Raw genomic sequence first — 21239 nt, 5'->3', positions numbered from 1 at the left:
TCGCAGTCACTGCTAAGTTCACTGGCGTGCACAGTGAACTCATCGAGCGTCCCACCGACCTGACCGACGACTGGCTGACCGCAGCGCTGGGCGCAGGTCGGGTCGAGGGCCACGATGTCGAGCGCATCGGCACAGGTCAGATGAGTGAGTGCTACCGGGTCACGCTGCGCTACGCAGACGGCGACAGCGGCCCCGCCAGCGTCGTCCTCAAGGTGGCCGCCGCCGATCCGAACAGCCGGACGACCGGCCTCGCCATGGGGCTCTATGAACGAGAGGTGCGGTTCTACGCCGAGATCGCACCGGCCCTGGGCAACGGGGGAACGGCGAGCCCGTTCGCCCCGTGCCTGCATCATGCCTACGATCCGGAGACCGGCGCCTTCGACCTCCTGCTCTCAGATGCCACGCCCGCGGTCGTCGGGGACGAGATCCGCGGTGCCACACCGCAGCAGGCGGCGCTGGCGTTGCATCAGCTGGGACTGGTGCACGGCCCGCTGCTCGGCAACCCCGACCTGGCCGGTGCGGCCTGGCTGAATCGGGACGCGCCGATCAACCAGGCGCTGATCGCCGGACTGTACGCCGCGTTCTCCGAGCGCTACGCCGACCGGATCGAGCCGCGACACCGCGAGGTGTGCGAACGCCTGGTCGGGTCATTCGACGCCTACCTGACGCAGGAAGCCGGGGCCGCAAAGGGATTGGTGCACGGCGACTACCGCCTGGACAACATGCTGTTCGGTGCGGCCGGCGCCGACCGGCCGCTGACGGTGGTGGACTGGCAGACCGTGACCTGGGGTCCGGCCCTGACCGACGTCGCCTACTTCCTCGGCTGCGCCCTCGAGCCGGCGGTGCGCCGGTCTCACTACGACGAGCTGCTGGCGGCCTATCAGGGCGCCGTGGGGGACGGGCTGTCCCTGGACGCCGTGCGCGACGGGGTGCGCAGGCAGAGCTTCTTCGGGGTGATGATGGCCATCGTGTCCTCGATGCTCGTCGAGCGGACCGACCGCGGTGACCTGATGTTCATGACGATGCTGCAACGGCACTGCGAACACGTGCTGGACACCGACGCCCTCGCGGTGCTGCCGGACGCCGCGGTGCCGGCACCCCTGGTCCCGGAGCCAGGGGATGAGGCACCGCACCCGGCCGGCGATGAGCCGCTGTGGAATGAGAGCTGGTACTTCGATTTCGCCGACGCCGCCCAGGGCATCGGCGGATGGGTGCGGCTGGGTCTGTATCCCAACCAGCAGAAGGCATGGGTCAACGCCCTGGTGTGTGGACCGGGCCTGCCGACGGTGGCGATCAACGACTTCGAGGTCGCCCTGCCCGCCGATCCCGCGCACATCCGCACCGATGACCTCGAGCTGTCGCTGGCGCCAACCGACCCGCTGCGCTCCTACCGTGTGACCGTACGGGGACACGGCCAGGCCTACGACGATCCCGCCGGCCTGCTGCACGGTGCGACGGGCCGGACCGTGGACGTCGCGCTGGATCTGGAATTCGCCACCGCGGGAACGCCGTACCAGTACCGGATCACGCCGCGTTACGAGATTCCGTGCAGCGTCACCGGCACCACCACGGTGGGCGGCACGACGTACGCGCTCACGGCCGTCCCCGGCCAGCGTGACCACTCGTGGGGTGTGCGGGACTGGTGGAGCATGGACTGGGTGTGGAGCGCCCTTCACCTGGACGACGGCACTCATCTGCACGGCGTCGACATCAGGATTCCCGGGCTCCCTCCCGTCGGCATCGGCTACGTCCAGAAGGGCGGCCAACTCGTCGAACTGGAGTCGGTGACCGCGGAGAAGACGTTCGGCGACAACGGATTACCGGTATCGACGACCATCAGCCTGAGTCCCGGCGATATCGAGGTCAGCCTCGACGTACAGGGCCATGCGCCCGTTCTGCTCACCTCGCCCGACGGGCGGATCAGCCAGTTCCCGCGGGCCTGGGTGACTGTCACCGCCCGCGACGGCCGCCATGGCGTCGGCTGGGTGGAGTGGAACCGCAACCTCTGAGGAGGGCAAGCTGGTCTCATGCTCGCGCTGAAATCGGTGGCCTTGTTCGTGCTCGCGGCGGTGCTCGAGATCGGCGGAGCGTGGCTGGTGTGGCAGGGCGTGCGCGAGCACCGCGGAGCGTGGCTGGTGGGTGCCGGTGTGATCGCCTTGGGCGCTTACGGATTCGTTGCGGCGTTCCAGCCCGATGCGCATTTCGGCCGGGTACTGGCCGCCTACGGCGGAGTGTTCGTGGCCGGCTCGCTGCTGTGGGGCATGCTGGCCGACGGCTTCCGGCCCGACCGGTGGGATGTCGCCGGGGCGCTGGTCTGTCTGGCCGGGGTCGGGCTCATCATGTACGCCCCGCGCTAGGCCGGCTACAGGGCGTCGTCGTCGAGCTCGTCTCGGTTCAGGCCCATCGGGGTGTCGGCAGGGACATCGCCGCCGGCCACCACCAGGCGGGTCAGGGGTGTCAGCGCCGCGAACAAGATGCCCAGCTGCCGGTCGTCGAGGGCATCGAAGGCGCGCAGCGCCAGCCGGTCCGTGCTGTCCTCGATCTGCGCCTTGAGGTCGGCACCGGCTGAGGTCAACGACCCCTCGGCGTCGACCAGTCCGCGCGCGGCCAGCGCGTCCAACTGTTCCTGCCAATCGTCCTCGTCGTAGTCACGGCTGGGGGCGATCATCTCGCGTGGCACCCGGCCGGCCACGGCGTGCAGCACGTTGGATTCGCGCCCGCCGATACCGTGCGCGGCGAGCACGGCGATATGGCCGTCGCCGCGCTGCTCCCGCAGCAGGGTGGTGGCGTGCCAGAGCTTGGCCAGCGGCTCCTCGGGCCACGGTAGTGCCGCGTTGGCGGCGAACAGCGCTCGCCCGTGTATCGGGGCCGAGCGGGCGGCGATCTCGGCCAGGTCGGCTGCGGTGCGCACCGTCTCATCGTCGGTCATCCCGTAGCGCCGCAATGTGGCCACCGCCGCATCCTGGCGGGCGGCCAGTACAACGGCCGGGGTGGCGATCTCCCACGCCGCGGGCAGTGCCTTGTGCACCTGACGCGGGGAGAAGTTGTAGAACAGCGCCGTGACCACTTCGGGTGGCACCGGCCCCAGGGGCGCCGACCGGGCAGCGAAGTAGCCCGACCAGAATCCGCGGTAGCCGAGTTCGCCGAGTGCGGCGCGGGATTCCGGCGCGAAGTAGGTGACGGCGTGTACCGGTTCCAGCCGGTCGAACAGGCGACGGGCAACCCTGGGCTGTCTCACCAGGACAGTCAAGCATCACGGGGTCGGCCGCGTGCGAGCACGGCCCCGGTATGGTTTTGCCCATGAGCGACGCGGCGGGATTCGGTTCTCCCGCACCTGTCGAAGCGACAAACCCGCAGCGGATACGCGATATCGCGATGGTCTGCTTTGCCGAGCGCGGGGTGTCGGGCACGTCCATGCGGACCATCGCCGACGCGGCCGACGTGAGCGTGGGTCTCATCCAGCACTACTTCGGCAGCAAAGCGGCCTTGATCGAGGCGATCGACGAGCACGTGCTGCGGGTGTGCGGTCAGATACTCGATGACAGTCCGGCCTCGCCCGAGACGGGGAACACCCCTGACGTCTATCGCGGCGGCACCGCGCAGCTGTTCATCGAGCATCCGGACGTGATGGACTACGTCGCTCGTGTTCTCACCGAAGGCGGAGCGACGGGTGCCGCGATCTTCGACGGTCTGGTCAAGATCAGCGAAACGCAGGGCGAGACGTTCATCGCGCGCGGTCTGGCCAGGCCCGACCTCGATCCGCTGTGGTCGGTGCTGAATCCGGTGCTGGTGCGCGTCGCGGCCAGCGTGTTCCGCAGACATATCGAGCGGCACATCCCCGGACCCCTTTACAGCCGGGAACAGACACTGCGATGGGACGAGGCCACCACCAACCTCATTCGGCACGGTCAGCTCCGGGAGGCCGCACGCGACGGATCCGGTGGGCGGGACACGTCCCAGCCCTGAGCGTGACGGCCCACCCTCAGGCGTCCTCGGCCACCGCTCTGGCGGCCTCGTCGATGATGGCCCGCATGGCATGTTCGGCACCCGATTCGTCGCGCAGCCGTATCGCCCGGGCCACCTCGTCGTGCAGTTCGATGGCGGCGGGGTTGGGCAGTTCGGGCATCATCCCGTGGTGAGTGCGTCCGGTGAGTACCTCGGCGACCACCGCATTGAGCGCACGGAACATCTCGTTACCGCTGGCATCCAGCAGCGTTTGGTGAAAGATCTTGTCGGCCTGCAGATATGCGTCCAGGTCACCGGAGCGGCCGTGCATCACCATGTCGGACACCGCGGCGGCCATGATTCGGCAATGGTGCGGATTCGCCCGCCGGGCGGCCAGTGCGGCAGCGGCCGGCTCGAATCCGCGACGTAACTCCGACAGCGAGATCAGCTGGGCGGCCCGGTCGCCGGATTCCAGACGCCACCGAATCACGCTGGGGTCGAACACATTCCAGTTGGCTGCGGGCTGAATGGTGATACCGACGCGGCGTCGCGAGGACACCAGGCCCATCGACTCGAGGACCCGGATCGCCTCGCGGGCAACGCTGCGCGACACCCCGTGTTCGGCGCTGACCCCTTCCAGGGTGATCACCTCGCCGGGTGGGTATCTGCCGGACACCACGGCGGCGCCCAGGGCGGTCAGCACGTTGTCGTGCAGTGCGCTGACGTTTGACGACGGACCCACGCGTACATCGTGTCATAGCGGGCTTGGATTGGACTTAAAGCAGACGTATTTGTGATCCTCTTGCAATAGTATGACGTTTAAGTCATCCTGTGTGAGGTCAACCACAGTCAGGGAGGTGTAGCGATGCCGTCACCGATCGTCGTGATGGGCGTCTCGGGGAGCGGGAAGTCCACCGTCGGCGCCGCGCTGGCACAGCGGCTGCGCGTCCCGTTCGCGGACGCCGATGACTTCCATCCGCCCGCCAACATCGAGAAGATGAAGGCAGGCCACCCGCTCGACGACGAGGACCGCAAGCCGTGGCTGGCGACGCTGGGCGACTGGCTGGGGGAGCGTTGTGGTGACGGTGGCGTGATGAGCTGCTCGGCGCTCAAACGGCGCTACCGCGACCAGTTGCGTGCACACTGCCCCGGCATCCAATTCCTGCACCTGAGCGGGACACCCGAGATCATCGGGGCGCGCCAGGCCAGCAGACCCGGCCACTTCATGCCGGCCTCGCTGCTGGCATCTCAGTTCGACACCCTCGAACCACTCGAGGAGGACGAGGCGGGCGTCGTCATCGACGTCGGTCAGAGCATCGACGCCATCGTCGACACCTACATCTCACTCACCGGAGGGGAACACCGATGAACGCCGCCGTCACCCTGTTGGCCGACGCGCCCAAACTCGTCGAGCCGGTGGCCTCAGCCCCGCAGCTGATTCTGTCGTTCCTGGCCGGCATCGCCGTCATCGTCGTCCTGATCACCGTGGTGAAACTGCACCCGTTCCTGGCGCTCATCTTCGGCGGCCTCACCGTCGGCCTGGTCGCGGGGGAGAACCTGACCAAGGTGCTCAAGTCGTTCACCGACGGGTTCGGATCGACGGCCGCCAGCGTGGGCATCCTCATCGCGCTCGGCGCGATGTTCGCCAAACTGCTCGCCGATTCCGGCGGCGCCGACGAAATCGTGGACACGATCGTCGGTGCAGCCTCGCCGCGCATGCTGCCGTGGGCGATGGCATTGGTCGGCGCCATCATCGGCCTCCCGATGTTCTTCGAGATCGGTCTCGTACTGCTGATGCCGGTCATCTATCTCGTGTCCCGCCGGTCGCAGCAGTCCCTGATCACCATCGGTATCCCGGCGCTGGCGGGCCTGTCTGCCATGCACGGGTTCGTGCCCCCGCATCCCGGACCACTGACGGCGGTCGGCCTGCTCAACGCCGATCTCGGCGTCACGTTGGGTCTCGGGGTGCTGGTGGCGATCCCGACGATCATCCTGGCCGGGCCGTTGTTCGGCAAGCTCGCCGGCAAGTGGGTGGTGGTGGATGCTCCCGACACCTTCGATGCCGACGAGACCAGGACACAGGACAAGCGGCCGTCGTTCGGGATCACGCTGTTCTCGGTGCTGCTGCCGGTCGCGCTGATGCTCGGCAAGGCCCTTGCCGACATCTTCATCGACAACGAAAAGCAATGGGTCCGAACCATCTTCGATGCACTGGGCACCCCGCTCGTCGCGCTTCTGCTCGCGGTGATCGTGGGCATGTTCACCCTGGGCCGGGGGGCGGGCATGGACCGGGCCACGCTCACCAAGTGCATCGAATCGGGCCTGCCGCCGGTCGCCGGCATCATTTTGATCGTCGCCGCCGGTGGTGGCTTCAAACAGGTTCTGGTGGACAGCGGTATCGGCACCATGCTCGCGCGGTGGGCCGAAGGTGTGCACATCTCGGTACTGGTGTTGGCCTGGGTGCTCGCGGTGCTCATCCGGCTGGCCACCGGCTCGGCCACGGTCGCCACCATCACCGCTTCATCGCTGATCCTTGGCTTGGTGGAGGGGATGAGCACCGGCCAGGTATCGCTGGTGGTACTGGCGGTCGGCGCCGGCTCGCTGTTCTTCTCCCATGTCAACGACGCGGGGTTCTGGCTGGTCAATCAGTACTTCCGGCTCAGCGTCGGGCAGACCATCAAGACCTGGTCGATCATGGAGACGGTGCTGTCGGTCAGCGGTTTGGCCGTCGTCCTGATCCTGGACATCTTCGTCTAGCTCAGCACACCGGAGAAACCCCTTGAATCCGTTGGGATTCCAGGGGAGGGCCGTTACGGGCTCTGCCGCGGCCGCGTGTCGACCTGGGGCACCTTCACCCAGCCGGGGTTGTTGACGAAATCCGACAAGCAGCCCGTGATGCCGCGGCAGGCGATGATCGCGCCCGCGCTGGGCGCCGCACCGATGGCAGGTGGCGGGGTCACGACCAGATCGCAATTGTCGGTGTACGCACCCACCTGTTGCTTGCCGACCAGAATCCCTTGGTTGGGGCAGGTCGCCATCACATCCGGTTGATGTGTCGCGGCCGGCGCGAGCAGCGACGTACCCACGGCGCCGAGGAAGGCGCTCGCGGTGATCCACCGGGTCAGCGTGCCCATGTTGCTGAGAATACGCTGCGAACGTCAGCCTGGGTACAAGCCCGGAAACGGGCGCAGCCAGTCACGTGTGGGCAGTGGTCCCGACGGTGGACGCAGCCGTTCCAACACTGCCCGCAGCGGGGGCCAGTCCGCCCGCCCGCGTCGGGTGACCGCGTAGGTGGTCAGGACGACGCTGGGATCGGCGAGATCCAGCACCGTGACGCCCGCCGTGGTGGGCCGGCCCATCGGAAGCAGGCCCACGCCGTAGCCGCCCACGATGAGATCCTCGACGAGGTCCAGACTGTCGATCTGGTGTGCGATGCGCGGGGTGAAGCCCGCCAGTGCAGCCAGGGTCCGCAACGCCACCTCGTCGGCGCTGTTGCGCGAGTTCACAATCCACGGCTGGCCGGCATACGCGCAGATATCTGCCTGCCCACCGACCTCAGGTGCGCCCTGCTGCGGAACCCCGAGTCCCCATGGGATCTTCCACAGCGGGACGGCTTCCAGGACGGGGCTCAGCGCCGCAGGTGCCAGGTTGTAGTCGTAGGTCAGGGCGAGGTCCAGATCGTCATCGACGAGCAGCCGGAACGCCTCGACCGGTTCGTACTCGCTCACCACGACGTCGATCCCGGGATACCGCGCCGTGAGCTCGGGCACAACCGGCAGCAGCGACACCCGGATGCCGGTCGCGAAGCCGCCCACTCGAAGCGTCCCGGCGGGTTCGGCGTGCGGATCCAGGTCGAGGCGGGCCGAGTCGAGGGCGGCCAGGATGGCGACGGCGTGATCGGCGAGCCGGCGGCCGGCAGGGGTGAGGCGTACCCGGCGGCCGTCCGGTTCGATCAGCGTCACCTTGGCTTCTCGGGCAAGTGCGGCCAGCTGCTGGGAGACCGTCGATGTCGTGAGGTGATGAGCATCGGCGACCGCCCGCATCGAGCCGAGCCGTGACAGGGTCAGCAGCAGCTGCAGTCGGCGGGGATCCATCCATCCATTCTGAGCCGAACGGCCGGCGGGTCGAAGTCACCTCGACACGCGCGGCGTCGACGGGATGAGTCCGCGCTATGGTGCCCGTCATGTCGAGTACGAGCAGCGACGTCTGGGAGGTGCTGTCCACCGCGCGCACCATCCGCCGGTTCACCGACGACCCCGTCGACGACGCCACCCTGACCCGCTGTCTGCGGGCCGCCACCTGGGCACCGTCGGGGGCCAACGCCCAAGCGTGGCGTTTCGTGGTGCTGCGCTCACCCGAACTGCGGGCAGCGGTGGCCCGAGCGGCCGCGGACGCACTGGCGGTCATCGAGCCGGTGTACGGGATGACCCGGCCGAGCACCGACGACACCGGCCCGGTGGCGCGCAACAATCGGGCCACCTACGAATTGCATGACCGGGCCGCAGAATTCACCTCCGTCCTGTTCACTCAGAAGAAGTTCCCGACGGCATCCGAACTGCTGCTGGGCGGGTCGATCTTCCCCGCCATGCAGAACTTCCTACTCGCCGCTCGGGCTCAGGGCCTGGGCGCCTGCCTGACCAGCTGGGCGTCCTACGGGGGCGAGGCCATCCTGCGGGAGGCCGTCGGTGTCCCCGACGACTATCTGCTGGGTGGGCACATCGTGCTCGGCTGGCCCAAGGGCCGGCACGGTCCGCTGCGGCGGCGGCCGCTGCGCGACGCGGTCTACCTCGACCACTGGGGCACGCCGGCCGATTCGGTGCTCGAGGGGGACTGACGCCCTCCAGCTCGATGAGACTGACCGGCCCATCACCACCAGGCCACCGGGGCAGGGGCTGCGCTCCTGCGCGGAACCTGCCCTGTGCGACGATGCGGCAATGGCACGTCCGTTTCATTTCGCCCAGACCGAGCAGGACACCTTCCTGCCCACCGCGTACGCGCAGAGCCACTGGGGGCCCGACCACCTCAACGGTCCGGCGCTCGTCGGCCTGGTGGCGCGCACGCTGGAAACCGCGTTCGGACGTCCCGAATTCCTGCCGGCCCGGCTGACGGTCGATCTCTTCAAGGCCGCCCGCGGTGTGCCGACCACGGCCAAACTCGCGCTGGTGCGCGACGGGCGCCGGGTGCGCAATGCCGAGTGCGAGCTGGTTCAGGACGGGGTGACGGTGGTCCGCGCCACGTTGGTGCAATACCGGCTCTCGGAACCACCGCGTGGCCGGGAATGGGTGGCTCCAATGACTTTCACCGGTCCCGTCGATCGCGATGACGCCCGCGGTATCGGGATCGGCAGCGATGACGCCGGCTGGACGGGTGCCATCGCCGATCACCAGAACACCTCACGTAAGCGGTTCGTCAACCGCACCATCGATGTGGTCGAGGGCGATGCGAACTCGCCGTTCGTGCGGGCCGCCATGGCCGCCGAGGGAACCAGCCTGGTCACCAACCTCGGCACGGCGGGCGTCGGCTATATCAACGGGGATCTGACCGTGGCACTTTCCCGGCTACCCGGTGACGAGTGGGTCGGGGTGCAGGCCGACTCGCACTGGGCTGCCGACGGGATCTCGGTGGGCGCCTCGACGTTGTTCGACAGTGCAGGCGCCTTCGGGACCGGAATGGTGACGGCGGTGGCCAACCCGGCCGCACAGATCGATTTTGCCAACGACCCGTTTCCCGAGCGCACCCGTTGATGCGCGCCGCACGACGATCGGGTCACACCGGACATCACGATCGGTTAAGGAAAAGGCCTCGAAGATAAGGTAGATCGGCCATCCTGCGCACCGTCGCGCCACGGAACGCAAAACTGAGACCGAACTCACTGGAGTTTGCTGTAACGGCCGAAATACCGCTCGACGACGCCGTTCGCGGTGTTTAGGAGTTTCCGTATGGTGGAAATCGGGTCGGGTCCCGAACAATTGACGACTCGAAGGAATCTCCACTCATCATGAAACTGAAGTTCTGCAATCGAATCGCTCTCTCCGTGCTGGCGGCGGGCGGTGCGCTCAGCGCCGTCGTGCTGGCACCGATCGCCTCCGCCGATCCGGTGGACTGCAGCCGGCAGTCGATCGACGCCACCGTGCAGCAGACCACCGGTGCGGCCCAGGATTACCTGGGTGCCCACCCGGGCGCCAAGCAGGCCGTGTCCGTCATCTATACCCAGCCGCGGGATGTCGCGTCGGCGAGCATCCGGACATACTTCACTGCCAACCCTCAGGAGTACCTGGAATTGAGGAGCATCTTGGCGCCGATCGGCGACAAGCAACGCGCCTGCAACACGACGGCACTCTCACCCGAAATGGCCTCGGCGTACAGCGAGTTCATGGCCGGCTGACGGGGTTCGACTCTCGAGGCTCAACCCTTGACGACCTGTGTCCCACCGGCCAGGTCGTCATGGGTGCCCTGTCGCCAGGGGCTGTTCCTGATCGACACGGCGATCACCACGTAGGCGACGAAGGCGAGCAGGCCGCCGACGTAGGGCACGGCCGCCAAGAGCGTGAACGAGTTGCGGATCGCCGATTGTTTGAGATCGGGGTGCGGACGGCCGTGAGGTCCGCGCACATGCAACCCCAACAGCTTCTTACCTGGTGTCCATCCGACGGACACTTCGAAAGCCACGAAGTAGATGAACGTCAGTAGGCCCGAAAACAGGCCGGTGACAAGAATATTCGAGAAGGAATCAAGGGACACGACCGCGAAGAGGCTCGCGGCGTTGACAATGACGCCGTCGATCACCCGAGCGAAGAACCGGGGACCGAGATTTCCGGGCACCGCGGACTTGGGCGCTTGGGACTGCCATGGTTGCGACGCGTGGTCACCGCTGCTCATCACCTGAATCTACGCATATCGCAGGAGCCGGTCGCGACCACGACCTCTTCGAGCGGTCGCTACCGGTGCGAGACTGTTTGATAGATGCGAACAATATGTCAGTAAAAATCACGTGGACATGAACGTTCTGGCTGCCGTTCAATGCAGAGATGACTTCCGCGACCGCCCGCAACGGTGCTTTCATGGCGATCGCCGCGATGTGCGCGGTGCAGCTCGGCGCTGCGATCGCGGTACAGCTGATCGACGATATCGGCGCCGCGGGCACCGCGTGGCTGCGGTTGGCCTGGGCCGGCTTGCTGATGCTGGCGCTCGTGCGTCCGCGCCGTGCGGCGTTCACCCGGTCGGCGTTCCGCACATGTGTGCTGCTCGGTGTGGTGACGGCCGGGATCACCCTGCTGTTCATGATGGCGGTGGCGCGGATCCCGTTGGGCACCGCCAGTGCGCTGGAATTCCTCGGGCCCCTCGGTGTTGCGGTGGCCAAGGGTTCGGGCCGCTATCGGCTGCTGTGGCCGGGGTTGGCGACGGTCGGCGTGCTGCTGCTGACCGAACCGTGGGCCGGATCCGTCGACCCCGTCGGGGTGCTCTACGCGCTGGGGTCGGCGGTGTGCTGGGGGATGTACATCCTGCTGACGCAACGGGTGGGGGATGAGGTCGCCGGAATCGCCGGCCTGGCCGTATCGATGCCCGTCGCGGGCCTCGTCGCGACGGCGGTGGCCGGGCCCACGGTGTTCGGCCGTCTGACGCCGGAGATCCTGATGATCGGGGCGGGGCTGGCGATCCTGCTGCCCATCATCCCGTTCGCGCTCGAACTACTGGCGCTGCGCCGGCTCACCGCGGCAGCGTTCGGGACGCTGATGAGTCTGGAGCCAGGTTTCGCGATGCTGATGGGGCTTCTCGTGCTGCATCAGGTGCCGGCACCGCTCGCCGTCGTCGGCATCGTCGCGGTGGTGGGTGCCGGGATCGGGGCGGCCCGCAGCGGTGCCCGCAGCGAGACGCACGGAACGCCGCCGGAGGTTAGCCTCGGTACATGTCGAACGGAATCTTCGCCCACCCAGTGACGCGTGCCGTCAACAGACTGGCCGTGGCCCTCACCGCCGTCCCCGCCATCGGCGAGCTGGTCGGTCGCAGCCTGGTCGAAATCCGCTATACCGGTCGCAAGTCCGGGCGGGTCTTCCAGACGCCGGTCAACTACCGACTGTCCGGTGATCAGGTCACCATCGCCGTCATGGCGCCCGATGCCAAGAGCTGGTGGCGCAACTTTCTCGGCGACGGCGGGCCTATCACCTTGCTGAATTTCCGCGGCGCGGACCGCACCGGCCATGCCGTCGCCACCCGCGACGACAAGGGCCGGGTCAAGGTGCGTGTTCGGCTCGACTAGACCTCGATGCGCTTGCGTCGGTACAGCGTTCCCACCCCGAGCAAGATCAGGCTGATCACCAGGATCGCTGTGGCCAGCACGTTGATCTGTGGTGGCACAGCCGCTTTCACCGCCGCATTCACATACAGCGGATAGGTGACGGTGGATCCGCTGACGAAGTAGGTGATGATGAAATCGTCCAGGGACAGCGCGAAGGACAACATGCCCGCCGCGATGATGCCCGGCACGATCAGCGGCAACGTCACGCGGAAGAAGGTGCGGGTCGGGCTGGCGCCCAGATCCATCGACGCGTCTTCCAGCGTCCAATCGAAACCGCGCACCCGGGCCCGCACCGTCATCGCGATGAAGCTCACCTCGAACGCGACATGCGCGATCACGATGGTGGTGTAGCCCGCCGCCCAGTGCAGATCCAGAAACAGCGTCAGCAACGACGCGCCCATCACCACTTCGGGGGCGGTGAGCGGCAGCACCATGAAGGTGTCGACGGCCTTGCTGCCGCGGAAACGCTGACGTACCAGGGCGATCGCCAACAGCGTGCCGAGCACCAGCGCGATCAAGGTGGACACCAACGCCACATTGAGGCTGAGCTTGAGTGCGTCCACCAGTGCGGGGTATTTGAACGGGTGCAGCCAGTTGTCCAGGGTGAAGCCCTGCCAGCTGTAGTTGAACTTGCCCGCCGGGTGGTTGAACGAGAAGAGCACGATCACGAAGATCGGCAGGAAGAGGTACAGCAGTACCAGGCCGCCGACGATACGCAGGACCAGATCGCCCCATTTGGGCCTGGCCCGAACCTTTTTCACCACAGACTGCTCCACGGTGGCCGTCATACCAGGTCCTCGGTACCCAGTGCGCGGGTGTAGAGCAGCACGCCGATGACGATCAGGACCATCAGTCCCAGGCTCAGCGCCGCGGCGACGGGGTAGTCCTTGACCACCAGGAACTGTTTCTGGATGACATTGCCGATCATCGTCGTCTGGGTGCTGCCCAGGTAGTCCGCGTTGATGAAATCACCTACCGCGGGAATGAATACCAGCATGCTACCGGCGAGCACGCCGGGTAGTGACAGGGGCAGGATGACCTTGCCGAAAGTGCGCGGACTCGACGAGTACAGATCGCGGGAAGCCTCCAACAGACGCGGATCGATCTTCTCCAGACTGACGTACAGCGGCAGGATCATGAAGATGATCCAGTTGTAGATCAGACCGCCGATCACCGCCCAGCCGGTCGAGAGCAGCCGTCCCTCACTGGGGATCAGGCCGATGGTGTTGAGGACGCTGACCACCCAGCCGTCGTCGGCCAAGATGGTCTTCCAGGCCAGGGTGCGGATGAGGAACGTCACGAAGAACGGCAGGATCACCAGGCCCAGGATCAGATTCTTGAACCTGCCCGCCTTGAACGCGATCATGTAGGCCAGAGGGAAAGCCAACAGCAGACACACCACCGTCGCGACGGCTGCGTAGCCGAACGACCGCAGGATCTGATCCTGGTATTGGTGGAACGCCGCGGTGAAGTTGCCGACGTTCCAGTCGAAGGTCAGGGTCGGCAGGTACACCGACCCGCCCGCGGTGGACAGCGACGTGCGGGCCAGTGAAAACAGCGGCACCACAAAGAAAATCGCGAGATAGGCCAGCGCGGGCAAGATCATCAGGTAGGGCGCGATCTTGCTGCGCTGCCTGCTGCTGGAGGCGACTCCTGCCATGCGATCAGCCGCCGGTGACCGCGGCGTACAGGTTGTTGAACTGCTGGGTCTGCTCGTCGGTCAAGGCAGCCCAGTTCTTCAGCCGGCCGACGGTCTCGGGAGTCGGGTTGATCAACGGGTTCTTGGACAACTTCGGATCGATCTTGTCCAACTCTTCTGCCATATCGGACAGCACCGGCACGTACTGCGTGTGGGCGACCAACTTGGCATAGTTCGCCCGGTCGTACACGTAGTTGATCCAGGCCTCGGCGGCTTTTTGGTTCTGGGTGGTGTAGGGGATCACCTGGGTGTCGATGAACCAGTCGCCACCGGACTCGGGCACGACGAACTTCAGGTCGGGATTGTCCGCCTGCAACTGCACCACGTCACCCGAATACGCCTGGGCGATCGCGACATTGCCGGCGGCAAGGTCATCGGAGTAGTCGTTGCCGGTGAACCGGCGGATCTGGCCCTTGTCCTTTTGCTCGCGCACCAGGTCGACGGCCTTGGTGACGGACTCGGTGGTCGGATTCTCCGGTGAATTGCCCTGGGACTGCATGATCATGCCCAGCCCATCCTGGACATCGGAGAACAGGCTGACTTTGCCCTTGAACGCCGGATCCCAGAGATCGTCGATCTTGGTGATATCGCGGCCGGTGGCCGCCCTGTTGTAGGCCAGACCGACCATGCCGGTCATATACGGGGCGGTGTACTTGCGTCCGGGATCGACCGACGAGTTCAGCAGATCGGGCCGCAGGTTCTTGCGGTTGGGAACACCGGCTTCGCTGATCTCATTGAGCCAGCCGAGTCCCTTGATCCGGGCGGCCATGAACTGGGTGGGCACCACCAGGTCGGCGCCGATGTCCTGTTTGCGCGACAGCGGCTCCTTGACCTTGGCGAACCACTGCTCGTTGTCGTTGAAGTCTTCCTTGTAGTCGACGGTGATACCGCTCGCCTTCTGGAAGGCGGCGACGAATCCGTCGGCCATGTACAGCGGCCAGTTCGAGATCCGCAGGGTGCCCGATGCGGGACCATTGTCCTGCGTGCTGCTGCTCGACGACGAGCTCCCGCCGTTCGACCCGCAGGCCGCCAGGAAGGAGGGGCCCAGGATCGCCGCTGCGGCCGCCGCCGCACCGCCGCCGATGAAGCGCCGCCGGCTGGTCCGGTTGGATGCCAGGCGGGTAAGCAGGCGGGGATCGATCTCGTTGGACATGCGGGACCTTTCGTGAATATGTGAATCGTTGGGGGTGGGGAGGAGCCGGCGACAGCTAGGAGTCGTCGAGCATCTCCTCGAGGTCCTCGGTGGTGGGGATATCGGCGGCGGGCAGCACGAGGGAGGCATCCGGGGTCCAGTTGACGTACACCTCGTCACCGGGGCGCAGCAATGGCAGGTCCTGTTCCGCGCCGACGTGGGCCACCACGGTGGACCCGTCGGGCGCCACCAACGACAACCGCACCACCGGACCCTGGAAGGTCAGGTCGCGCACGGTCGTGCGCACCGCGACCACGTCCCCGGTGGGTGCTTCCACGCTCACCCGGACGCGCTCCGGGCGGATCATCAGGGTCGCCTGGCCGCCGGCCTCGATGGCGGTATCGCCTGGGCGGGATTTCAGTGTCGAGCCCAGCACTTCGATCTCCACGTAATCGCGGTTGGCTCGCCCGGTCTGCTTGCCGGCCCACAGGTTGGCCTGACCGATGAAGCCCGCGACGAACACCGTGGCCGGCCGGTCGTAGATCTCGGTGGGCGTGCCGATCTGCTCGACATTGCCGACGTTCATGACCGCGATGCGATCACTCATCGTCAGCGCCTCCTCCTGGTCGTGGGTCACGTAGATGAACGTGATCCCGACCTCGCGCTGGATGCGCTTGAGTTCGAATTGCATGGCATGGCGCAGTTTGAGATCCAGCGCGCCCAGGGGTTCGTCGAGCAGCAGGGCGCTGGGGTAGTTGACCAGCGCGCGCGCCAAAGCCACCCGCTGCTGCTGGCCACCGGAGAGCTGGCCGGGCTTGCGCTTGGCGAAATCCGTGAGTCGGACGATCTCGAGGATCTCATCGACAGCACGTTTGACTTCGGTTTTGTCCTTCTTGGCGCTGCGCGGTCCGTACGCGACGTTGTCCCACACCGTCATGTGCGGGAACAGCGCGTAGTGCTGGAAGACGGTGTTCACGTTGCGCTTGTGCGGGGGAACCCGGGAGACGTCGACACCCTCGAGGCGGATCGCCCCCGAGGTCGGTGTCTCGAAGCCCGCGATCATGCGCAGCGTGGTGGTCTTACCGCAGCCCGACGGGCCGAGCATGGAGAAGAACTCACCGGAGGCGATGGTGAAGTCTGCTTCCGCCACTGCGACGTAGTCATCGAAGCGTTTCGTCACATGGTCGATCTCGATGACCGGGGCCGCCGGCTTGATGGTGGTCCCGTCCTCACCCGTCGTGTGATCGGCGGCGGTGGTGTTTGTGCCGGTCAGAACCAGACCTCCTCGGCATTGTGGGCGTTGCGCGTTTAACCATTGCCCATCGGAAGGGCCTTCGCAAGCGATTCCGCAACGAATTTACATTTTGACAATGGAATCCATAGGAAAGATCGGAAAAATAGGCAGAATCCGGTGCGCCGACGGTGCCCATCCCGCCATCGGCGGTCAGGGGCGACGCCGATCGAGTCGATCGTGATCGAATGGTCGCATGACAGGTGGGGCAGTAGGCACGTTCCGAGGACTCAATGCAGAACCGTTCTCGGGGCGTACGCCCCGCGGAGCCGGCGATCTGTCGGTCGAGACGCACGGCATCGCCCCGGTCACCGCGGAGCAGCGCTACGGCACGCCCGCCCGGCTGTTCACCGTGTGGTTCGCCCCTCAGGTCAACATGACGGGCGTATTCACCGGAACCCTGGCCATCACGCTGGGGCTGGGATTCTGGCTGGGCCTGGTCGCCATGGTGATCGGCACGGTGCTCGGCGGGCTGGCGGTCGGCTATCTGTCGACCTGGGGCCCGCGCACCGGCACCGCACAGTTGCCGGCGGCGCGGCTGGCATTCGGGCCGAGCGTCGTGCTGCCCGCCGCGCTGCAGTGGCTGTCCTCGATAGCCTGGGACGCACTTGTCGGGTTGTTCGGCGGCGAGGCGTTGTCGGTGCTGCTGGGCATCCCGTTCTGGGCGGCGGTGCTGATCGTGCTCGCCGTGCAGGGTGCGGTCGGGTTCTTCGGTTACGAGCTGATCCACCGACTGCAGGCCGTGCTCACAGTGGTGTTGTTCGTGACGTTCGTCGTGTTCGCGGTGAAGCTGGTCAGCGGCCACCCCACCGACGCCGTGATCACGCCCGCCACCGTGGCCGGCCCCGACCTGGTCGGGGCGTTCGTGCTGGAGGTGACCATCGCCCTGAGCCTGTCGATCTCATGGGCCAGTTACGCCGCCGATTTCAGCCGTTACCTACCCGCTCGGTCGTCAGGGGCGAAGGTTTTCGGCTACACCTTCGGCGGAATGGTGCTCGCCTACGTCTTCGTCCAAGCCATCGGGATCGCCGCCGCCGGGGTGATCGGGGATCACACCGCCGCCGGAGTGCGCGACGTGATGGGCGGCGGGATCCTGGGCGCGGTGGCCCTGCTGGTCATCGCGCTGGCCTCGATCGGGTCGGGCGTGATGAACGACTACAGCGGCTCACTGGCCTTGCAGACCATGGGGGTGCGGGTCCGCCGGCCCTTCTCGGCGGCCCTGGTCACCGCGGTGGCTTTTCTCCTGATCCTGTGGCTGCACGGCGCCGATACCGCCACCCGCTTCCAGGACGTCCTGCTGCTCATCGGTTACTGGATCCCGGCGTTCGTCGCGCTGGTGGCCATCGACTGGGTGCTGCGGACCAGGGGCCGGCTCGATCCCGCCGTGGACGTCACCTCGGAGCCCACCCGCCGCGGAGACGGGATTGCCGCACTGGTGGTGTTCCTCGCGTCCTACGCCGCGGCGATCCCGTTCATGAACACCACATTGATCCAGGGTCCGGTCGCCGTGGCCTGGCACGGCGCGGATATCGCCTACTTCGTCAACTTCGTGGTCGCTGCGGTGCTCTACGGCGGGTACCGGCTCGTCAGCTCCGGGAGTTCCCGCCGGGTCAGCGCACCGTCGAGAAAAACGTCCTGACATCGTCGACGAACAACTCGGGTTGTTCGAACGCGGCGAAATGCCCGCCGCGCGGCATGTTCGTCCAGTGCGTGATGTTGTAGGCGTCCTCGCACCAACTACGCGGGGTGCGCAGAATCTCCTTCGGGAACGCTGCGACACCCGTGGGAAGCTCGACCCGTTCACCCGCGCCGAAACTGGCGAAGCTCTCCCAGTACAGCCGCGCCGCGGACGCGCCCGAGCGCGTGATCCAGTACAGCATCACGTTGTCGAGCAGTTCGTCGCGCGTCAGGACGTTCTCCGGGTGGCCGTCGCAGTCGGACCACGCCCAGAACTTCTCCACGATCCAGGCCAGCTGCGCCACAGGCGAATCCACCAATCCGTAGCCCAGCGTCTGGGGCCGGGTGGATTGTTGCTTGGAATAGCCGGTACCCCACTTGCGGTGGTCTTTCATGGCCGCGAATGCCTCGATGTCCTCGGCGGTGGGGGATTCCAGGCTGGCCGCGGGCGGGCGGCCGATCGGCATATTGGTATGGATGGCCACGCATCCACTGATGTCGCCGCCGGGACGGCTCCGGCCACCGGCATTACGGCCGATCTGCGTCGTCACGGCCGCGCCCCAGTCCCCGCCCTGGGCTCCGTAGCGCGTATAGCCAAGCCGGCCCATCAACGTGTCCCACGCCTGCGCGATCCGCTGCACACCCCAGCCGGTGGACGCCGGCTTACCGGAGAAGCCATACCCGGGCAGGGACGGGCACACCACGTGAAACGCATCCTCGGGCCGGCCGCCGTGTGCGGTGGGATCGGTGAGCGGACCGATCACCTTCGCGAACTCGACGACGGAGCCGGGCCAGCCGTGCGTGATCAGCAACGGCAGCGCATCCTCATGCGGTGAGCGTTGATGGATGAAGTGGATGTCCACACCATCAACCGCGGTAGTGAACTGCGAGAAGCCGTTCAATGCGGCTTCGCGCGCACGCCAGTCGTAGTCCTGAGCCCAGTACCGGGCCAGCTCGCGGGTGTACTCCAGCGGCATGCCCTGGCTCCAGTCCTCGACGCATTCCGCCTCGGGCCAGCGGGTCCCGGACAGCCTGCGCGTGAGATCGGCCAGGTCGTCGTCGGTCACCGAGATGTGGAAGGGCGCAATCTCACTCATCACGCCATCGTGGCACGAACACCTTCGTCGATTCGGACCGCCCGCGCAGAACTTCCTCATGATGCGCGCACCAGTTGCGGCGTTCCGCATCGTCGGCGCGGTCGACGGCCGCACCCGAGCACGCGATACGCCCCGGGGTGGTCTTTGCCGCATCCGCCAACCGCGCGGCCTCGTTCACCGGATCACCGATGACGGTGTACTCGTAGCGATTCTCCGCCCCGATATTGCCGGCGAACGCGGGCCCCGCCGAGACCCCGATGCCGTAGTCGAGTTCCTGGCGTCCGAGGGCGGCGGCCAGTGTGCGGGCGGCCGCCAGCGCCGAGGTGGCCGCCAGCGCCGAGGCGATCGGCGCACCGAAGACAGCCAGCGCGGCATCACCCTGAAACTTGTTGATCAGTCCGTCATGGGCGTCGACCGCCGCCACCACGATTCGGAAGAAATCGTTGAAGACAGCGGCGACCTCGGCCGGGGTGCGGGTCATCGCCAGCGCCGTGGAGCCCGTCACGTCGACGAACAGCACGGCCACCTCGCGGACATCGCCGGAGAGCCCGTCATCGCCCATAGCGCCTGTCCGGCCCGTCATTTCGACGGCCAGACGCGCCACATCGGGTCCGACGTGGCGGCCGAACAGGTCGCGCAACCGATCACGTTCCTGCAACCCTGTCACCATGCGGTTGAAGCCACGCTGCAGCCGCCCGATCTCGGATTGCTCGTAGACAGCGACCTGCGTGCCGATGTGGCCCTGCTCCACCTCGGCCATCGCATCGATGATCTCGCGGAGCGGATCGGAAATGGAAAGGGAAACCAGCATCAGGGTGCGCAACCCGAGGAACACCGACACCATCGACAACAGGACCACCGGAACATCCACCGAGGCGGTGTCGGGGATCAGCCAGCCGTTGGCCCGACAGACCACCATGATCGCAATGGTCGCGCTCGGTAGGGCGGTGCTCAGCGTCCACATCAGCACCAGCCGCGCCTGGACGCCGGGAGCGGTGGCGCGGCTCTCGAAATCCCTTGTCGCCGCGGCTACCACGGGCCGCGTGACGCGTTGGGTGAACAACAGACTGCTGCTCGCGGTGGAGATGCCGCCGAACAGCACCGACACCTCGATCAGCAGGATCGGCAACCAGCCGGTGACTCCATTGGCGATGACGAAGACGGCGCCGCTGAGCAACCAGATCGACATCAGCAGCACGGATTGGTTCCGGATGATGTTGATCGCCGCACGACGCTGATCCGGATCGGGGTCAAGGTCGGCGTCGAACCAACGCAGCGGCGGCGCGATGATCCGGTAGCCGCCCGCGGCCGCCAGGACCGTGCCGAGCACCACGACGGCCAGCAGGGGCATCAGGTTGGCCTTCGGAACCAACGACTGTGCATCACCGGAACTCTGGTGGCCCAGGGACAGCAGGACGATCACAACCTCGGCGGAGGTCAGCAGGTGAGCGAAGACCAGGCCCGAGACGAACCGGACCCCCCTATTGAGGGACATCTGTGTAGACCGCTGCGTAGCCGTCCGTCGAGAACGTGAAACCCTTACCGCTGGCCTCGCTGCCGCACGACACACCGCTGGTTTCCTGAACGTTGCAGCGGAAGCCGGCCACGGCCAGGACCGTCCCGAACGGCAGCGTGGCCGCCGGGCCCGGTTGCAGCACGAACGGATCATCCTCTGCAGCAACGAATTGCGCATCGTCATCACGGTCGATCACCAGCGCGTTCGGCGTGACCTGGATGCCGTCGCCGCGGGTCACCGCCGTCGGGGCGTCCGTGATGGGCATGGCCGCGGCGCCGGCCGCCTGGCAGCCGGCCTGGGCGTGCGGGATGATCGCGCAGCGCCACCGGCCGCTGGGGGTGGTGAAGTAGTACGCCTGTTGGTCACCGGAGGTGGCATAGAACTCATCGGCGTTGGCCAGGTGGGTGTTGGTGGCGTACGAGGGCAGAGCGGGCCGCGGCGCCGACGTGGCGATGGGGGTGTGCGGTTCGCCGGTGTTGATCACGGTGGGGCCACTGCAAGCCGATACCGCGAGCACTGCGCCCACCGGCAACAGCCAGGGCCGACGTGCGGCGTCTTTGCGGCGTGCCATGCGCCCAGCGTAGGG

Annotated in this window: 23 protein-coding genes; 11 read left to right on the top strand and 12 right to left on the bottom strand. The window is 66.7% G+C overall.

Translation table 11 applies throughout. From position 1 onward, the window contains the following. Nucleotides 1-26: 26 nt before the first annotated feature. Nucleotides 27-2009 carry a DUF7064 domain-containing protein gene (locus H7J86_RS29690; RefSeq protein ID WP_267295353.1) on the top strand — a complete coding sequence of 661 codons (1983 nt, stop codon included), beginning with the start codon at nt 27-29 and terminating at the stop codon, nt 2007-2009. A gap of 18 nt (nt 2010-2027) precedes the next feature. Next, complete coding sequence (locus tag H7J86_RS29685) at nt 2028-2357, top strand: YnfA family protein (RefSeq protein WP_090357638.1); 330 nt, start codon at nt 2028-2030, stop codon at nt 2355-2357. A 5-nt stretch (nt 2358-2362) separates the two neighbouring features. On the opposite strand, the gene H7J86_RS29680 is transcribed toward H7J86_RS29685, so the two are convergent. Continuing rightward, complete coding sequence (locus tag H7J86_RS29680; RefSeq protein ID WP_267295776.1) at nt 2363-3241, bottom strand: SCO6745 family protein; 879 nt, start codon at nt 3239-3241, stop codon at nt 2363-2365. 59 nt (nt 3242-3300) lie between these two features. On the opposite strand from H7J86_RS29680, the gene H7J86_RS29675 reads away from it, so the two are divergent. After that, on the top strand, nt 3301-3966 hold the full coding sequence (locus H7J86_RS29675) for a TetR/AcrR family transcriptional regulator (protein ID WP_267295338.1): 666 nt from the start codon (nt 3301-3303) through the stop codon (nt 3964-3966). A 16-nt stretch (nt 3967-3982) separates the two neighbouring features. Here the strand turns inward: H7J86_RS29675 and H7J86_RS29670 are convergent, their stop codons facing one another. Further along, nucleotides 3983-4687, bottom strand: a complete 705-nt coding sequence (locus tag H7J86_RS29670; protein ID WP_267295335.1) for a FadR/GntR family transcriptional regulator — start codon at nt 4685-4687, stop codon at nt 3983-3985. Nucleotides 4688-4810: 123 nt separating this feature from the next. Here H7J86_RS29670 and H7J86_RS29665 point away from each other — a divergent pair, with 123 nt between their 5' ends. Then, nucleotides 4811-5314 carry a gluconokinase gene (locus tag H7J86_RS29665; protein WP_090357634.1) on the top strand — a complete coding sequence of 168 codons (504 nt, stop codon included), beginning with the start codon at nt 4811-4813 and terminating at the stop codon, nt 5312-5314. Then, nucleotides 5311-6702, top strand: coding sequence for a GntP family permease (locus H7J86_RS29660; RefSeq protein WP_090357632.1), 1392 nt, complete (start codon nt 5311-5313; stop codon nt 6700-6702). The genes H7J86_RS29665 and H7J86_RS29660 overlap by 4 nt, the downstream gene beginning before the upstream one ends. Before the next feature lie 53 nt (nt 6703-6755). On the opposite strand, the gene H7J86_RS29655 is transcribed toward H7J86_RS29660, so the two are convergent. Both H7J86_RS29655 and H7J86_RS29650 read right to left on the bottom strand, forming a co-directional pair. Further along, nucleotides 6756-7079 (bottom strand): hypothetical protein, encoded by a 324-nt coding sequence (locus H7J86_RS29655; RefSeq protein WP_267295334.1) that lies wholly within the window; start codon nt 7077-7079, stop codon nt 6756-6758. Nucleotides 7080-7103: 24 nt separating this feature from the next. After that, entirely contained in the window at nt 7104-8039 is a 936-nt protein-coding gene (locus H7J86_RS29650) for a LysR family transcriptional regulator (RefSeq protein ID WP_267295331.1), read from the bottom strand. A gap of 89 nt (nt 8040-8128) precedes the next feature. Between H7J86_RS29650 and H7J86_RS29645 the strand changes: the two genes are divergently transcribed. From H7J86_RS29645 to H7J86_RS29635, 3 genes are all read left to right on the top strand, one after another. Beyond that, nucleotides 8129-8779: a nitroreductase family protein gene (locus H7J86_RS29645; RefSeq protein ID WP_267295329.1), complete on the top strand. Its 651-nt coding sequence runs from the start codon at nt 8129-8131 to the stop codon at nt 8777-8779. 100 nt (nt 8780-8879) lie between these two features. Continuing rightward, nucleotides 8880-9689 (top strand): acyl-CoA thioesterase domain-containing protein, encoded by an 810-nt coding sequence (locus H7J86_RS29640; protein ID WP_187095513.1) that lies wholly within the window; start codon nt 8880-8882, stop codon nt 9687-9689. Nucleotides 9690-9943: 254 nt separating this feature from the next. After that, nucleotides 9944-10330, top strand: a complete 387-nt coding sequence (locus H7J86_RS29635; RefSeq protein WP_090357625.1) for a hemophore-related protein — start codon at nt 9944-9946, stop codon at nt 10328-10330. A 20-nt stretch (nt 10331-10350) separates the two neighbouring features. On the opposite strand, the gene H7J86_RS29630 is transcribed toward H7J86_RS29635, so the two are convergent. After that, the gene (locus H7J86_RS29630) at nt 10351-10824 is read right to left on the bottom strand and encodes an RDD family protein (protein WP_090357623.1); all 474 of its coding nucleotides are present in this window, start codon (nt 10822-10824) and stop codon (nt 10351-10353) included. A 149-nt stretch (nt 10825-10973) separates the two neighbouring features. On the opposite strand from H7J86_RS29630, the gene H7J86_RS29625 reads away from it, so the two are divergent. Beyond that, nucleotides 10974-11882 (top strand): EamA family transporter, encoded by a 909-nt coding sequence (locus H7J86_RS29625; RefSeq protein ID WP_267295327.1) that lies wholly within the window; start codon nt 10974-10976, stop codon nt 11880-11882. Next, nucleotides 11852-12202, top strand: a complete 351-nt coding sequence (locus tag H7J86_RS29620) for a hypothetical protein (protein WP_267295325.1) — start codon at nt 11852-11854, stop codon at nt 12200-12202. The genes H7J86_RS29625 and H7J86_RS29620 overlap by 31 nt, the downstream gene beginning before the upstream one ends. Here the strand turns inward: H7J86_RS29620 and H7J86_RS29615 are convergent. From H7J86_RS29615 to H7J86_RS29600, 4 genes are read right to left on the bottom strand one after another with little or no spacing between them, the layout of a single operon-like run. Beyond that, nucleotides 12199-13029 (bottom strand): ABC transporter permease, encoded by an 831-nt coding sequence (locus tag H7J86_RS29615; protein WP_090357617.1) that lies wholly within the window; start codon nt 13027-13029, stop codon nt 12199-12201. The genes H7J86_RS29620 and H7J86_RS29615 overlap by 4 nt on opposite strands. After that, complete coding sequence (locus H7J86_RS29610) at nt 13026-13901, bottom strand: ABC transporter permease (protein ID WP_090357615.1); 876 nt, start codon at nt 13899-13901, stop codon at nt 13026-13028. Before H7J86_RS29610 ends, H7J86_RS29615 begins: the two co-directional genes overlap by 4 nt. Before the next feature lie 4 nt (nt 13902-13905). After that, entirely contained in the window at nt 13906-15093 is a 1188-nt protein-coding gene (locus tag H7J86_RS29605; RefSeq protein ID WP_267295323.1) for a polyamine ABC transporter substrate-binding protein, read from the bottom strand. Nucleotides 15094-15148: 55 nt separating this feature from the next. Next, nucleotides 15149-16252: an ABC transporter ATP-binding protein gene (locus tag H7J86_RS29600; RefSeq protein WP_235683272.1), complete on the bottom strand. Its 1104-nt coding sequence runs from the start codon at nt 16250-16252 to the stop codon at nt 15149-15151. Between the two features lie 307 nt (nt 16253-16559). On the opposite strand from H7J86_RS29600, the gene H7J86_RS29595 reads away from it, so the two are divergent. Next, a complete protein-coding gene (locus tag H7J86_RS29595) occupies nt 16560-18002 on the top strand; it encodes a purine-cytosine permease family protein (protein WP_267295321.1) in 1443 nt (480 codons plus the stop codon). On the opposite strand, the gene H7J86_RS29590 is transcribed toward H7J86_RS29595, so the two are convergent. The 3 genes from H7J86_RS29590 to H7J86_RS29580 are packed head-to-tail and all read right to left on the bottom strand — an operon-like array spanning nt 17974 to nt 21224. After that, nucleotides 17974-19128 (bottom strand): epoxide hydrolase family protein, encoded by a 1155-nt coding sequence (locus H7J86_RS29590; RefSeq protein WP_267295774.1) that lies wholly within the window; start codon nt 19126-19128, stop codon nt 17974-17976. The genes H7J86_RS29595 and H7J86_RS29590 overlap by 29 nt on opposite strands. Nucleotide 19129: 1 nt before the next feature. Beyond that, complete coding sequence (locus H7J86_RS29585) at nt 19130-20632, bottom strand: adenylate/guanylate cyclase domain-containing protein (RefSeq protein WP_267295319.1); 1503 nt, start codon at nt 20630-20632, stop codon at nt 19130-19132. After that, the gene (locus H7J86_RS29580; protein WP_267295317.1) at nt 20619-21224 is read right to left on the bottom strand and encodes a hypothetical protein; all 606 of its coding nucleotides are present in this window, start codon (nt 21222-21224) and stop codon (nt 20619-20621) included. The genes H7J86_RS29585 and H7J86_RS29580 overlap by 14 nt, the downstream gene beginning before the upstream one ends. Nucleotides 21225-21239 lie beyond the last annotated feature (15 nt).

Origin of the sequence: Mycobacterium hackensackense (genome assembly GCF_025822555.1) — a bacterium.
Taxonomy (GTDB): domain Bacteria; phylum Actinomycetota; class Actinomycetes; order Mycobacteriales; family Mycobacteriaceae; genus Mycobacterium; species Mycobacterium fluoranthenivorans.
The sequence above is the reverse complement of the archived record's forward strand: the minus strand, read 5'-3'. Positions and strand labels throughout refer to the sequence as shown.

Coding starts and splice junctions, on each gene's coding strand:
- H7J86_RS29685 (WP_090357638.1), top strand. CDS start 2,028: ATGCTCGCGCTGAAATCGGTGGCCTTGTTCGTGCTCGCGGCGGTGCTC.
- H7J86_RS29675 (WP_267295338.1), top strand. CDS start 3,301: ATGAGCGACGCGGCGGGATTCGGTTCTCCCGCACCTGTCGAAGCGACA.
- H7J86_RS29665 (WP_090357634.1), top strand. CDS start 4,811: ATGCCGTCACCGATCGTCGTGATGGGCGTCTCGGGGAGCGGGAAGTCC.
- H7J86_RS29660 (WP_090357632.1), top strand. CDS start 5,311: ATGAACGCCGCCGTCACCCTGTTGGCCGACGCGCCCAAACTCGTCGAG.
- H7J86_RS29655 (WP_267295334.1), bottom strand. CDS start 7,079: ATGGGCACGCTGACCCGGTGGATCACCGCGAGCGCCTTCCTCGGCGCC.
- H7J86_RS29650 (WP_267295331.1), bottom strand. CDS start 8,039: ATGGATCCCCGCCGACTGCAGCTGCTGCTGACCCTGTCACGGCTCGGC.
- H7J86_RS29645 (WP_267295329.1), top strand. CDS start 8,129: ATGTCGAGTACGAGCAGCGACGTCTGGGAGGTGCTGTCCACCGCGCGC.
- H7J86_RS29640 (WP_187095513.1), top strand. CDS start 8,880: ATGGCACGTCCGTTTCATTTCGCCCAGACCGAGCAGGACACCTTCCTG.
- H7J86_RS29635 (WP_090357625.1), top strand. CDS start 9,944: ATGAAACTGAAGTTCTGCAATCGAATCGCTCTCTCCGTGCTGGCGGCG.
- H7J86_RS29630 (WP_090357623.1), bottom strand. CDS start 10,824: ATGAGCAGCGGTGACCACGCGTCGCAACCATGGCAGTCCCAAGCGCCC.
- H7J86_RS29625 (WP_267295327.1), top strand. CDS start 10,974: ATGACTTCCGCGACCGCCCGCAACGGTGCTTTCATGGCGATCGCCGCG.
- H7J86_RS29620 (WP_267295325.1), top strand. CDS start 11,852: ATGTCGAACGGAATCTTCGCCCACCCAGTGACGCGTGCCGTCAACAGA.
- H7J86_RS29615 (WP_090357617.1), bottom strand. CDS start 13,029: ATGACGGCCACCGTGGAGCAGTCTGTGGTGAAAAAGGTTCGGGCCAGG.
- H7J86_RS29610 (WP_090357615.1), bottom strand. CDS start 13,901: ATGGCAGGAGTCGCCTCCAGCAGCAGGCAGCGCAGCAAGATCGCGCCC.
- H7J86_RS29605 (WP_267295323.1), bottom strand. CDS start 15,093: ATGTCCAACGAGATCGATCCCCGCCTGCTTACCCGCCTGGCATCCAAC.
- H7J86_RS29595 (WP_267295321.1), top strand. CDS start 16,560: ATGACAGGTGGGGCAGTAGGCACGTTCCGAGGACTCAATGCAGAACCG.
- H7J86_RS29585 (WP_267295319.1), bottom strand. CDS start 20,632: ATGTCCCTCAATAGGGGGGTCCGGTTCGTCTCGGGCCTGGTCTTCGCT.
- H7J86_RS29580 (WP_267295317.1), bottom strand. CDS start 21,224: ATGGCACGCCGCAAAGACGCCGCACGTCGGCCCTGGCTGTTGCCGGTG.